This window comes from Phyllobacterium myrsinacearum, from assembly GCF_002980555.1.
GTDB classification, from domain to species: domain Bacteria; phylum Pseudomonadota; class Alphaproteobacteria; order Rhizobiales; family Rhizobiaceae; genus Phyllobacterium; species Phyllobacterium myrsinacearum.
On the sequence record NZ_PVBT01000004.1, the window covers coordinates 1 to 13,206 of the forward strand.

A 13,206-nucleotide genomic window follows, 5' to 3' on the forward strand; every position below is an offset into this window, starting at 1 on the left:
CTGTTGCAGGATAAGCTGAATTTAACACAAACGAGCGCCAAAGAGTCTCATTCTGAGCGCCACAAACAAAATTCAAATACCAAATCCACTTCTGATCTTGAACCTGGCTTTAGAAAAGACCAAGGCCGGAACGACACACACAATCCCGACGGGGAAGGTTTGAGCGAACCGCAGCAAGGGCAAGACAAGGCAGCGGAAAACCCGGACCGGACCCTGGACGCGGAGATGAGCGGGGCCGCCGGGCTGCCGGCAGATGTGTCCGGCCGCGGCATTGATCTTTCCGGGCTGGGCGCGGATGCCTTCGAGGCCAAACCGGTTCCGCTCGGGCTGGTGCGCCAGGCCTGCCCGGATATTGCGGCCTATGCCAAAAACGGCCTGGCCAGCTGGTCCGAGCTGATGGGGGCGGCCATTGTCGTGCGCTCCATGCTCGGGGTCAGCCCCTCCGCCTATGAGGAGGCCTGTGCGGTGCTTGGCCAGGAAAACGCCGCCATTGCCGTGGCCTGCATCCTGCAAAGGGCCGGGCAGATCAATTCGGCCGGCGGGTATCTGCGCTCCCTCACCGACAAGGCGGCCAAGGGCGAATTCTCCGTCTGGCCGATGCTGCTGGCCCAGCTCAGGGCCAACGGCTCCCATGTCCGCCTCGTCAAGGGACAGATGGAATGACACCGATGCGGAGCGTGCCATCCATGACCGCCGGCTTGTGCCCGCGCCCGTCAGCCGGGGAGCGTCTCGGCTGCCACGGCCAGCGTGTAGCGGTTGCTGCCGGCAAAGCGCCCGCCTTCATCCCACGGGCCGGCGCCGCTCAGATATTCCGCCAGCGCCAGCGCCTGCAGGCTGAGCGTGCTGCCGCCGCCGAAAGCCACCGCCGTCTCGGCGCAGTCCTGCCAGGCGGCAATCCGCGCATCTCCTGTTGCCGGAGCCAGGGCATCGCCAGCCCCGCTCAGTTCCAGCATGCGTTGCAGGATCTCGTCCTGCGCCCGCCGGTTCAGGATGATCTGCACCATCGCCATTGTCTCCATTGCACACCCTCAGTCCTGCCGTTTCAGTCCCTCTTCGAAACGTCCCCTAGCGCCTCAAGGTTGCAGGGGCGTGATCGCATGGGCCAAACCGCGCCGCTTGGCCGGCAAACAGCGGTGACACCGCCGGAAAACCCGCCATGTACAAACTCGCAAGTCACAAGAAAACGAACAGTTATATATGCCGATAAGACGAAAACAGGCACGAGCCGGCGGGTGACGGGAAAAAGCCAAGAGGGCAGGGGACACCGGAAAACCTTCAAAACCAATGCTGTACAGCCGAGCAGAACTGCAAATACTGTGATAAACCGGTAGATGGACGGCCACAGTGCGCAATCGCTCTTATAAGGCAGCTCAGGAAGCAAGCGTCACATCGTTGAGCAATATTCTTAGTCCGTAATGAGGAAGTTAGCGTCATTATAATTGCGGAATAAGGCAATTAATATAATGAAAACAACACTAACTAATCTGGGTTTGGTGTTGGAGCTCGTTTCGGATTGGGGTAAATGGGGTAAATTTTGTGGCCGCAATGAGCCTGCAGACATTGGTCCGATCTGATCTCTGGAACTGATGGTTGAGCCAAAAAGCATGTGCACCATCCGCTCGTCATTGCGAGCACTAACGGTCAGTGAGCTAATGACATCAAATGACCGCGATGGGGCCGAAACCATCTGACTTCAACAGGAGTACCTGACGATGACCGCTTTACGTCAATCAATGGATTTCGCCATCCTCCCGACGCTCGACCGGCGTGCCGTCCTTATCGACATGTGTGCGGCGGCGCTGTCCGGCACGGCGTGGGGAGCGTCCACGCCGCCGTTGTCGTCGCGCACCGTCAGCACGGATCGCCACACCACCCATTACCTTGAAAGCGGGCCTGCCGATGGGCCGCTGATCGTCTTCGTTCACGGCTTTCCGAGCTCAAGCCTGATATGGCGCGCTCAGATGGAGGCCTTTGCCGCGGAGGGATGGCGTTGCATTGCTCCCGACATGCGTGGCTATGGCGGTTCTTCGGCACCTTTGGCCAAGGACGCCTACGCCATGAAGGAAATCGTGAAGGACATGGCAGAACTTCACGATCACCTTGGCGGCAATCCCGCCGTCTGGGTGGGGCACGACTGGGGAAGCATCGTCGTCGGTTCGCTGGCCGCCCATGAAACCAAACGATGCAGTGGCGTCGTGTTGACCTCCTGGGCGTATTTTCCGCAGGGCAACAGCCTGGACACGCTCGTCTCGCTGGTCGACCGCGATATCTATCCCGCCGACGCGTATCCAGACGGCCAGTGGGATTACGCCCGCTACTACAATACGCATTTCGACCAGGCGATCGCCGACCTCGATACTGACAAGGCCGCATATCTTGCATCGGCCTATCGATCCGGCAGTCCTGCTTCCGTCGGTACGGTTTCGCCGATGGCAAAGGTCACGCGCAACGGAGGCCGCTTCGGAGCTGCCCACCGTGCCCCGCCGCGCCAGCCCGATCCAGCTCTTTGGCCCGTTGCAGACTTCGAGGCGCTGGTAAAGTCGTTCGACGCGCATGGCTTCCGTCCGCCTTGCTCCTGGTATGTGAATGACAAAGCCAACATTGCCTATGCGGGGGAAGCGCCCGATGAAGGTCGATTGTCGTTACCGGTGCTGTTCGTCAACGGCGACTATGACCAGATCTGCAGCATCCTCGGCAATCGCCAGGGGGATCCAATGCGCGCCGCCTGCCGTGACCTGAGTTTTGTGAGCTTGCCCAGCGGCCATTGGCTGCCGTTGGAACGCAAGGCTGAGCACATTCGGGCGATCCGCGATTGGCTCGACAGAAAGAACTTGTAGCACCGGTGAAAAGCAGTGGTGTCGATCCCATCTCCGGTACGGAAACCAGATGGGCTCAGCACGATGGGTAACCGGCCCCGCAACGAACTCGAGGCACAGGGGAGTCAAAGTGAGGCCTAGAGCACCACTGAGCTGGTGCACTTGAACGACCGAGATAGAGCCGCTTGATAGCTTCCTTCGTTCGACCTCCCAGTGACGCTGCACGAGCATGGCAAAGCTTCGTCCGCTGCGCTACTGGTGCATTCAAACCGCTGCGGCGGTTATCGGCGCGCGAGACACGCGGAATGAATCCTGAATATCGCGAACCAAGAGTTCGGGCTGTTCAAGCGCGGCGAAATGCCCGCCTTTCGCCATATCTGTCCATCGCCGCACATCGAATACACGCTCGACCCATGAACGCGGTGGAGTCGGTAGCTCCTTCGGGAAATGTGCGAACGACATCGGTACGCTTACGTTTGAAACATCCGGAAACGAAAAAGGCTGCAGCCGGTTTTCCTTGTACATGCGAAGGGATGAGTCGATGGTGTTTCCAAACCAGTAGATTGATACATTCGTCAGCAACGCATCTGCGGATATCACCGTCTGCAGGTCGCCGTCACAGTCGGACCAGCTCGCGAACTTTTCGGCTATCCAGCCGAGCAAACCGACAGGACTGTCTGACAAGGAGAACGAGAGTGTCTGCGGCTTGGTCGCCTGCAGCAGTGAATAGGCACCCTCTACGCTCGCGAACTTTGTGGCACGGTCCAGGAACTGCTGTTCCTCACTTGTAATGGCCGGATAATCCGCCCCCAAAGGCGGCCGAAAACTTCCGGGAATGTAATTTAAGTGAATTCCGTCGACGGAGGCCGGATAGAGAGCGCCAAGCCAGGCCGATACTCCCGCCCCGATATCGCCACCCTGTGCAAAATATCGCTCATAGCCAAGTTGAAGCATCAGCTTCTGCCAAAGTCCGGCAACCCGCCGGGCATTCAATCCAGGTTGCCTCGGCGCTGCTGAGAAGCCGAAACCAGGAAGCGAGGGCACCACAACGTCAAATGCATCGCGCGGGTCACCTCCGTGTGAACCGGGGTCCGTCAACAGTGGAATTACTCTTTCAAACTCTACGAAGGAGCCCGGCCAGCCGTGTGTCAATATAAGGGGCCGTGCATTCGGTCCCACGCCCCTTTTATGGATGAAATGAATGTCTTGCCCATCGATATCAACGGTGAATTGGGGCAACTCGTTCAATTGCGATTCCCTCGCACGCCAATCAAACTCTTCCGACCAATGTGTTGCAAGTTTTTGAACGAGTGCGAGGCTCACCCCATCCTCGTCCCCGCCCTGAAATATCGAGCCGGGCCAGCGCGTTTGGCGCACGCGTGTTTTTAAGTCCTCGATCTGTTCGTCGGTGATCCTGATCTGGAAGGGCTTCATGTAGCGGTTCCTTCAACGATGTGTTTTGTACTTCCACACTCCGCTACGTTTCGGCGGCTGCCATTTCATGCGTAGTCGGGAATAGCCTGTCAATGATCAAGGCGGAGCGGCATCACCATCTTTTTTCAGGTAATCGCCTGGGAGATCTGCGTCGTTAGTCGTGGTGATCGACTTGGGCTTTCGCCATCGTGCAAGGGCGTGCCGCGGGCGTCAACCAACTGCTCACAGGGATAGTAGGATACTTCTTTCTTTTTCAAGCACCCGACGAGTTGCCGGTCGCTCTATCAGACGATCTTTCAGGGCCATGAGATTGGTCAGGTCGCTGATCGGCAACCCAAGATCGCGCCCCCAAGAGAAGAACACCAGGGCGTATGGATCAGCAACGGTGAAGTGACTACCCATCATCCACGAACGACCTTCCATGATACGATCCATTTCCTGAAGGTGATTCCAATAGTTTTCCTTGCTTTTCGCCTTTACGGCTAAAAACAGGCCCGGCTCCGAAACCACCTGTTCAGGATGGTAAAACTTCGTGAATGTGGGATGGACGGTACCGGAGAGCCAGGCACAGGTCGCAATTGTCTGCGCCCGTTCAAACGGATCTCTGCCGAGGAGTGCTTGATCTGGAAAAGCATTCCCAATCCAGCCGAGAATGGCGGTGGATTCCAACAGAACCTGACCATCGTCGAAGCGAAGTGCCGGCACCTTTGCCCGCGGGTTGATCTCGCGGTACTCAGGTTTGAACTGTTCGCCCGTTAGGATGTTTACCTTCTTCAATTCGAAGGTAGCTCCCGCCTCTTCCAGTGCGACGTGGGAAGCCATTGAGCAGGCATGTGGAAAGTAATAAAGCGTCAACATGTGGAGTAATCCTTATTTGTAACCGGATGTAGCAATCGCTGCATCGTTCTATCTGTGCGGCGGGGATCCGCTACGCTAGGCCTGGTTCACTCCACAATCCGCCGTGGCTCTTGCCGCCTGCACAATCGTCATGGCGATGGTTTCGGGTTGGGTCATGTAGATCGCATGGCTGCCGGCGACTTCAACGACGTGCGCCCCGGCCCTCTCTGCCATCCGGCGCTGAAGGCTGGGGTGGACAAGTCTGTCGTCTGTGGCCACCACGTACCAGTTGGGTTTAACACGCCACGCGGCAGCAGTGACCTTGCCGGCCATTGATGCGATGGCCCAAGGCTTGAGCGCCGCTGCCATAAAGCCGCTTGTTTCGGGAGGAATATCCCCGCCGAAGACTTCGGGGAATTTGGAGGTGTCAAACAGGAGATAGCCATCCCCGGTTGGCAGGAAGGGTGGTTTCGATCCGACCGGCACATGATTGGCTGTCAATGTCTGGACCGACTCCCCCGCATCGGCGATGAAGGCAGCGACATATACGAGGGCAACGACCTTTGGGTCATTGCCCGCTTCTGAGATGACGACGCCACCATAGGAGTGGCCAACAAGGATCACGGCACCTGGTGCTGCAGCGATCGCGCGCCGCGTATTGGCTACATCATCCTCAAGCGATCGGATGGCGTTCTGCACGACTACGACACGATAACCGTTGCGGTTCAGTCTATCGTGCACCGCTCGCCAACCCGAACCATCCACAAACGCCCCATGCACCAGCACAATAGTTATGCCGGGCGCGGCCTCTTTGATATCTTCTTGCATGGAAGTCGTGCGGTCGTGTGAAAACTCTGCCGTAGCCACGATTCTACCTCCTTCATAATACGGGCGAGGATCTGCGAGGCTACAAAGAACTCACAACACCGCCGCTTGCCGAAAACCTATCTAGCGGCTGCGTCGGGAGCGGAGAACTACGCAAATCGACAAGACATTATTTCATTAAATGGAAGTATCGCGCCCACTCGACGGTTTACGATGGTCGTGGGGCCTATGATAGGCTTGCGAGGTCACTGCGAAGCCGCGGTGCGGCAAAGTCCAGGAAACGGCGGAGTTTGAGCGGCAGCGGAGCCTTTGATGTATGGAGCAGATGAACAGGAGACGGGGCCGGTTCCATCTCTTCGAGAACAATCCGCAGCGTTCCGGCTCTTACAGCATCGGCCACTTGATAATGAAGGAGTTGCGTCAGCCCAGCCCCCAGGATTGCCGCCGCCGCTGCCGCCTCCGGCGTTGTTACTGTCAGGCGAGATGACAATGGCGGAATGCGTGCGTCCAGGGAGCCGGGGACACCAAAGCGCCACTGTGCGACTGGAATGGGCATGTTTACCGCAATTGAGGGAAAGTGCGCGACGTCATCCAGTGCGCGCGGTTCACCCTTGTCTGCAAACAAACGGGGACTGCCACACAGGACGGTCCGGATCGATCCCACACGGCTAATGGTCATGGCGCTATCTGGTAGCTGGCCGATCCGGATCGCCACATCAACATTCTCCTCGACTAGCGCCAGATTGGTGTCGATCAGCACCAACCGCACGTGAATTCCGGAGTAACGTTCCAGAAACTCAGTGATGATCGGTAAGACATGAAGGCGCCCGAACATCGTGGGAGCTGTTACGACCAATTCGCCGATCGGCTCAATGAACTCGCCTGCGACTTCGCGCTCCGCTTGTTTTACCTTATTGAGAATCTCTCGTGCGGCGGCGACGTAGACAGCGCCGGCATCGGTCAGCATGATTTTGCGGGTCGTGCGCGTGAGCAGGCGGGCGCCAAGCAAATCCTCCAGTTCAGAAATCCGACGGCTCAGCGTTGGCAGCGATACCCGCATCGCCCGCCCGGCAGCGGAGAAACTACCACGATCGACAACTTCCAGCAGCATCGACATGGCCTCAAGGCGATCCATCCGATCCTCTCAATAAATGGAATAGTCATTTCTAACCGCAACTCATAGTTCATGCGTGGTTGGAATGCTAGTTGGCGCATGTCACATGACGCTCAACCGGGGCAAGAAGTCCGTGGTGCTTGACCTGAAGAAGGAAGATGATCTGGAGGCCATGCGGCAACTGACAGCATCGGCGGACGTCTTCATCACCAATGTCCGGGAGAAGGCGCTGGCTCGTCTCAATATGGGTTACGAGCAAGTCAAAGCGCTCCATGAAGGCATCGTCTACGTGCATTGTGCAGGCTTCGGCTCCGCGGGGCGGTACCGTGATTTACCGGCTTACGACGACGTCATCCAGGCGACGACCGGAGCGGCTACATCAGCATCGTGCTCTACACGGATAAGATTGCCGCTGACATAATTGATCTGATTGGTGACAAGAAGTTGAAGGAAGACGGCAGGTTCAAGGACCGCGAGGGGCGCATGCTCAACGCGCGGCATCTCAATGACTAAGAAGCGGCCGACAATGGCTCGTCCGGTTTCAGGCTCGCTCAAAGAACAGCTGCCCTTCGGCAACCGACCTGATGCCGAAGTTCCTTGGAACAGCGGCTTGCAAAAATTTATGGGCGCTGTCGGAATCCGTTCGTCAAATTCGTCTTTGAACAAGGTAGCGGCTTGAAGAGGAGATCGCGTCAATGTTCAATGTGACTGCTAGTGACCTGCATGCCTATTTTGGTTTCGATCCGGAGCGAGAGTCAGACCTCAAGAAATTGGATGGATTGATCCGCAGCGCTGCTCCCTCACTCAAGTGCTATTTTCATGAGGGTAAACGGGCAGGAAGCGCCGGTATGCGTATGAAAATGATAGGCTACGGCAAGTTTCGCTATTCAATAAAGTCCGGCAAATCGACCGACTGGCCGGTGATCGGCGTCGCTCTTCAGAAGAACTATATAAGCGTCTATTTCTCCGTCACCATCGATGGCCACCCGATCGTTGATTGCTACAGGGGCAAACTTGGGGAAAAGCGATCGGGGAAGAACAACTTCAGCTTCGCGAGATTTGACGAACTGAAGAGCGGAGAAGTTGTCAAACTGGTTGTGGAAACAGCCAAGGCATTCAACAGGGATCCCGAGAATCCTGTTTATTACCGGGAGGGTTCATGAATGGCGCAATCCACCCGTCTTGGAAACTGCAGTAACCTAAGCGGACCGGCTACTGTTCGGAGTCGCAGAGGCGGCTGAAGCGACCAGCATGGGTCGCATTGTCGCCCGGCAGCATTGGCAATATGGCCTGATGTCTTGAAGGAGGAGCGCTAGGATGAGCACCGACCTGGATACCGTGCGGTCCTATGATACGGTCGCGGCCCAGTACGCTGCTGAAGCCGCCGCGATGCCCGAATGGGTCGCGACAGAGATCGATGCGTTCGTGACCGCGCTGGGCGGCTCGGGCAGGGTGCTGGAGATCGGAAGCGGGGAATAGCCAGTTGTGGCACGACTATGAACTCCAGGCGGTCACTGCAATGTCGGCTTCAAGGCGAAGGCGAAGATCGCCTCTGTGGTAGACATCGGGCGCAAAGGGTGCGACGGCGCCTATGAGTTCGCCAGGATGGCGCCTATTAAAGAACCCCTCCATCTGCCTGCATGTAATCCGCGACGCTGTAGCAATGGCTCGCCTGATAGGCATTACGCCCCCGGTTCATGTGCGTCAGGTTGAACGTCCGAATGGCGCGCACCATGCGGCGGCTCGTCAGGAATTTGCGGATCGAGACGGAACCATGCACTTTGATGCCGAAAATGTCCGCACCACGCGGGAAGAAATAGCTGACGTGCTCCGGTATCGCGACACTTTGCTCGAGCAGGGGTTCGTCCACCCGGCTCGGCGTGGCTGAACGATCCGTTGTGAAATCCGAAAGATGCACGATGAATCTGGCGCGGATATCTTCGTCCTGGGCATAGAGCGTGAAAAGCTCCATCCAGCTCGCATTGACGCGGACGAGCGGTTTGTCCGAGGTCGACGGCAGACAGGAAACCGACCAGTAGTAGCGCTCGGTCTTGCGCGGGATCGGAATGCAGTTTGGACCGTACAGCCCGAGAATTTCCAGGACTTCCCCTGCTTGCGGGCGACCAAGCAGCTTCTCAAATCGCGCCAGGTATTTGAAACGCTGTTCCAGGGATTCCAAGCGGTCGGCCGTGTCCGGCAAGTCGATCTTGCCCTCTATCCAATCGCGCTGTTGTTCAAGATCAAGGAATTGCCGTAGGCCGGTGGTTCTAGGCCGAGAGGTTGCACCCATATCAAAAGCCCTGCGAATTTCGTGTGCTCATCGTCGGCCGACTCCTGTGTTCTCGCTTGGGCGTTTGCAAGTCTGAGCACCGCGCCCAACGCCCCTCCGAATGATATCTCGCAGAGGGGGAATTTGGAATGTCTGTGCGACCACGAAGGTAAAGTCACGTTGATCGTCCGTTTGGCGCTTTCACTCGACTGCCGTCCTCCACGGGAGTCGAGCTTACGCAGGGCGGCCATGCGATTTTTGGGTCATGACGCAATCACACCAAGGAATATAGCATGTTAACAAAACTGGCCAAGGTGCTGGGGCTAAGGCATTCGAACGGTTCGAGTGCAGAGCACGCTCTTGCAGTCTTAGCTTTGAAGGGCAAATGCGCCGGCGATGCCTATTACCATCACGTGGACTAGTCGACCTTCACGCGATCGCTCAGCATCACACTTATGATAGTGGTACTTGGTTCACACAGATCGTCGCTCAAGCAAGATGCGAAACGAGACGCTTGATCTTTCCTGCCAGGACACTTTTGGCCTCCTCCATGCCCAGGCCAATTTGCTCGATCAGATCGAACACAAGGCACGGTTCGACGCATTTGCGCAGAATCTTCCTGTGCTTGACATTGGATATTTCGTGGATGACCAACCGGACTGTTCGGTGAAGCCGTTCATAAATATTCCAGTCGAGCTCTGCATTTATTTGTGGAGAGTGGGGTGCTACGTCGCGGTAGTCTTGTCGCGGTCCTCAGGTCGGGGACCATAAAGAACTGTGGGGCAACTGTTCCTGAGTGCCGATCCAACAGAAACGAACTTGAACCGGCAATCGCCCTACGTTTTTTTGGCTCCCAAGCTCTTTAATATCAGTGGCGAAGGATCTTGCTGAGGAAGGCACGGCTGCGATCGGTCTTTGGATGAGAGAAAAAATCTTCCGGTGTACCACTTTCCACAATGCCACCTGCATCCATGAATACGACGCGCTGTGCGACCTTGCGCGCAAAACCCATTTCGTGGGTGACAACCATCATGGTCATGCCTTCTTCGGCTACGCTGACCATGACGTCGAGCACTTCGCTGATCATCTCGGGGTCGAGGGCTGATGTCGGTTCATCAAACAGCATGATCTTGGGTCGCATGCAAAGGCATCGGGCAATAGCGACCCGCTGCTGTTGTCCTCCGGAGAGCTCCGATGGGTAAGCGTTGAACTTGTCGGCGAGCCCAACTCTTGCGAGTAACTCGCGCCCAGCCGCTTCGGCGGTCGAACGGGCGATTTTCCGCACGTGAATCGGCGCGAGTGTAACATTCTCCAATGCAGTTTTGTGCGGATAGAGATTGAAGGATTGGAACACAAAGCCAATTTCGGCGCGCAGATCGGTCATGTTGGTTGCCGGATCGCCGACGCGTTGACCGTCGACGATGAGATCACCGTCCTTTGTGGTCTCAAGACCGTTGACGCAGCGGATCAAGGTGCTTTTGCCGGAACCGCTTGGCCCGCATATCACCACCACCTCGCGCGGTTCGATGCTGAGGGTGATATCCTTGAGCACATGCAGTGCTCCAAACCATTTGTTGACACCGCGAAACTCAATCATGCCTGGGTACCTTCCTTGATGGTGTATCTGCCAGAGTTCACAATTGCACCTCGCCATGAGCCGTTCCCATGCGACGTTCAAGTTTGCGGGCAAGCAAGATGAGGGGATAGCAAACGATGAAATAGCCAACGCCGACAATGGCGAACACAAGCAGCCCATTGGGTACCCGTTGCACCACTAGCCAGCCAACCCGGGTGAGGTCGGTCAAGCCGATTGCTGAGACGACAGAGGAATCCTTGATAAGGAGAACATATTGCCCCACCAGTGGTGGCAAAGACATTCGCATTGCTTGTGGTAACACTACTTGCTGTATTCGCTGTCGGCGCGACAGGCCCGATGCAAGCGCCGCCTCGACCTGGCCGTTTGGAACGGCGCGGATACCAGCGGCAACGATTTCGCAAATGAAACACGCCGCAAGGTTGGACAGTGCAATGATACCAGCTGTGAAAGCATCAAGCTCAATGCCCAACTCCGGTAGGATGAAGAAAATCAGAAAAATCTGCACAAGGAATGGAGTTCCACGTATCAGGTCGACCCAAGCGCCGATCACGCGACTGATCAACTGATTGCTGCCAGTCCGCACTATACCGAGGGCAAAGCCGATGAGCGTGCCCAGAACAAGACTGATCAATGACAGCGCCACAGTCATGCCAAGGCCCCGCAAGGCCAGCGGATAGCTCCCGATGAGACCTTGGAATTGTTGCCAGATCATGTTCGGCTCCTCATCGGCTGTGAACCAAGCCAACGCCCTGACAGGGCCGCCAGACCCTTCAATCCATAGTAGAGGATGAGATAGCACGCTGCGGTTGTTATAAAACCCTCCGCCGGCATGAAGCGGTCAGAGGCGAGAAGCTGCCCGGCCCGCGTTAGTTCGGAAACGGAAATCAGGGACAGCAGCGCGGAATCCTTCACCAGCACAATGGCTTGGCCGAGGAGGGGGGGAATGGTCACGCGAAAAGCCTGAGGCAGGACCACCAAGCGCATGCGCTGCATGTAAGTCATGCCGGACGCAATACCCGCTTCCACCTGCCCGCGGGCGATCGAAAGGATGCCCGCCCGGATGATCTCGGCGATATAAGCTCCACTGTTCAACGATAGAGCAAGAATGCCGACAACGAGTTCCGGCAGTACGATACCCAGTCGCGGCAAACCAAAATAAAGAAAATAAAGCTGCGCCAGCAGAGGGGTTGCACGGATGGCATCGATATAGATCTTTGCCGGAACTTTGGACAAGCGGGAGCGTTGCAAATTCATTGCACAAAGCACAATTCCAACCGCCAGTGCGCCGGCGAAGGAAACGACGGACAACCAAAGCGTGGCAAGGAAGCCGTGTCCGAACAGCGGCAGGTACTCGGCAATGGTGCGAAAGCTGAAATTTTCAAGCATGTCCGGGATGATTCCTCAGGCGACTGTGCAGACGATAATCGGGCAGACGGGTGGCCGTGGACAGGTTGAAAAACCAGCACGCGACCACCCAAATCTATCCCTGTCTAGTGATCTTTCTTCCATGCGTCTGAGTTGACCCAGTAATCCAGATTCTTCTGGAGGCGACCGTCAATGGCGACCTGATCGAGAAACAGATTCATCCAGATGAGGAGATCCTGTTCGTCATAACGTGTCGCAAAGGCCAAAGGCTCTTTCGACAGCATTTCCGGCATGATTGTGAAGCTTCCGACCGGATAGGCAGCTGACTGGCCTTTCACAGCAGAGACATCGTTGACGCCGCAATCGGCCTGACCATTGTTGACGGCGTCGAGGAGGAGTGGGCCACCACCCTTGTAGCTCTTGATGTCAGCATCCGGGAATGTGGCTTTGGCGACCTTTTCACCGGTAGCACCCAATAGTACCGCGATTTTGGCGCCGGCTGCCTTGCAGGAATCGATCGTGGTGAACTTACTGCCCGCTTTTGCAAAAACGGTACTGCCCGTGAACATGAAAGGTTTGGTGAAGGCGACTTTCATGGCGCGCGGCAGAGTCGGGGTCATGTCCGCAACCAGCAGATCGGCCTTGCCGGACAGGAGCGCCGGAATAAGCCCATCCCAGTCGAAGTCGAGAAAACTGATTTTCACGCCCATTTCCTTTGCCATCAGTTCGGCAAGTTCCACAGAACTTCCTGTGCGCTTACCGGCTTGATCAACCATGGAAAAGGGTGGGCCTTGTGTCTGGACTGCGACACGCAATTCTCCGCGCTTGACGATATCATCGAGCGTTCCGGCGCTTGCGGCGCCAGCGGCGGTGAGTATCGCAAGACCTGCGATGAACAAGTTGGCAATCTTCATTTCCGGTTCCTCCTCGTTATATGTCGTCTATTTTA

14 protein-coding genes and 1 pseudogene are annotated in these 13,206 nt (G+C 56.7%); 5 read left to right on the forward strand and 10 right to left on the reverse strand.

Features of this window, described 5'->3' with window-relative positions:
• Window positions 1-3 precede the first annotated feature (3 nt).
• Window positions 4-663 carry a plasmid replication protein RepC gene (gene repC, locus C5750_RS14575; protein ID WP_280952416.1) on the forward strand — a complete coding sequence of 220 codons (660 nt, stop codon included), beginning with the start codon at window positions 4-6 and terminating at the stop codon, window positions 661-663.
• A gap of 50 nt (window positions 664-713) precedes the next feature.
• Here the strand turns inward: repC and C5750_RS14580 are convergent, their stop codons facing one another.
• Window positions 714-1,019: a hypothetical protein gene (locus C5750_RS14580; RefSeq protein WP_105734654.1), complete on the reverse strand. Its 306-nt coding sequence runs from the start codon at window positions 1,017-1,019 to the stop codon at window positions 714-716.
• A 693-nt stretch (window positions 1,020-1,712) separates the two neighbouring features.
• Between C5750_RS14580 and C5750_RS14585 the strand changes: the two genes are divergently transcribed.
• Entirely contained in the window at window positions 1,713-2,837 is a 1,125-nt protein-coding gene (locus C5750_RS14585; RefSeq protein ID WP_245421115.1) for an alpha/beta fold hydrolase, read from the forward strand.
• Window positions 2,838-3,080: 243 nt separating this feature from the next.
• Here the strand turns inward: C5750_RS14585 and C5750_RS14590 are convergent, their stop codons facing one another.
• From C5750_RS14590 to C5750_RS14605, 4 genes are all read right to left on the reverse strand, one after another.
• Window positions 3,081-4,250 (reverse strand): epoxide hydrolase family protein, encoded by a 1,170-nt coding sequence (locus C5750_RS14590; protein ID WP_105734655.1) that lies wholly within the window; start codon window positions 4,248-4,250, stop codon window positions 3,081-3,083.
• A gap of 222 nt (window positions 4,251-4,472) precedes the next feature.
• Complete coding sequence (locus tag C5750_RS14595; RefSeq protein ID WP_105734656.1) at window positions 4,473-5,108, reverse strand: glutathione S-transferase family protein; 636 nt, start codon at window positions 5,106-5,108, stop codon at window positions 4,473-4,475.
• Between the two features lie 75 nt (window positions 5,109-5,183).
• Entirely contained in the window at window positions 5,184-5,954 is a 771-nt protein-coding gene (locus C5750_RS14600; RefSeq protein WP_342588466.1) for an alpha/beta fold hydrolase, read from the reverse strand.
• A gap of 184 nt (window positions 5,955-6,138) precedes the next feature.
• A complete protein-coding gene (locus tag C5750_RS14605; RefSeq protein ID WP_105734658.1) occupies window positions 6,139-7,047 on the reverse strand; it encodes a LysR family transcriptional regulator in 909 nt (302 codons plus the stop codon).
• Window positions 7,048-7,132: 85 nt separating this feature from the next.
• On the opposite strand from C5750_RS14605, the gene C5750_RS14610 reads away from it, so the two are divergent.
• The 3 genes and pseudogenes from C5750_RS14610 to C5750_RS14620 form a co-directional block, all read left to right on the forward strand.
• Entirely contained in the window at window positions 7,133-7,447 is a 315-nt protein-coding gene (locus tag C5750_RS14610; RefSeq protein WP_199538088.1) for a CoA transferase, read from the forward strand.
• A 274-nt stretch (window positions 7,448-7,721) separates the two neighbouring features.
• Window positions 7,722-8,189 (forward strand): hypothetical protein, encoded by a 468-nt coding sequence (locus C5750_RS14615; protein WP_105734660.1) that lies wholly within the window; start codon window positions 7,722-7,724, stop codon window positions 8,187-8,189.
• Window positions 8,190-8,343: 154 nt separating this feature from the next.
• Window positions 8,344-8,499: pseudogene (locus C5750_RS14620) on the forward strand (class I SAM-dependent methyltransferase); the annotation flags it as partial.
• A 142-nt stretch (window positions 8,500-8,641) separates the two neighbouring features.
• Here the strand turns inward: C5750_RS14620 and C5750_RS14625 are convergent.
• The 5 genes from C5750_RS14625 to C5750_RS14645 all read right to left on the reverse strand — a co-directional run bounded on the left by C5750_RS14625 (window position 8,642) and on the right by C5750_RS14645 (window position 13,171).
• Window positions 8,642-9,316, reverse strand: a complete 675-nt coding sequence (locus C5750_RS14625; RefSeq protein ID WP_105734661.1) for a hypothetical protein — start codon at window positions 9,314-9,316, stop codon at window positions 8,642-8,644.
• Between the two features lie 847 nt (window positions 9,317-10,163).
• The gene (locus C5750_RS14630) at window positions 10,164-10,892 is read right to left on the reverse strand and encodes an amino acid ABC transporter ATP-binding protein (RefSeq protein ID WP_105734662.1); all 729 of its coding nucleotides are present in this window, start codon (window positions 10,890-10,892) and stop codon (window positions 10,164-10,166) included.
• Between the two features lie 37 nt (window positions 10,893-10,929).
• Window positions 10,930-11,604 (reverse strand): amino acid ABC transporter permease, encoded by a 675-nt coding sequence (locus C5750_RS14635; protein WP_105734663.1) that lies wholly within the window; start codon window positions 11,602-11,604, stop codon window positions 10,930-10,932.
• Window positions 11,601-12,278 carry an amino acid ABC transporter permease gene (locus C5750_RS14640; RefSeq protein ID WP_105734664.1) on the reverse strand — a complete coding sequence of 226 codons (678 nt, stop codon included), beginning with the start codon at window positions 12,276-12,278 and terminating at the stop codon, window positions 11,601-11,603. The genes C5750_RS14635 and C5750_RS14640 overlap by 4 nt, the downstream gene beginning before the upstream one ends.
• Before the next feature lie 104 nt (window positions 12,279-12,382).
• Complete coding sequence (locus C5750_RS14645; RefSeq protein ID WP_105734665.1) at window positions 12,383-13,171, reverse strand: ABC transporter substrate-binding protein; 789 nt, start codon at window positions 13,169-13,171, stop codon at window positions 12,383-12,385.
• Window positions 13,172-13,206 lie beyond the last annotated feature (35 nt).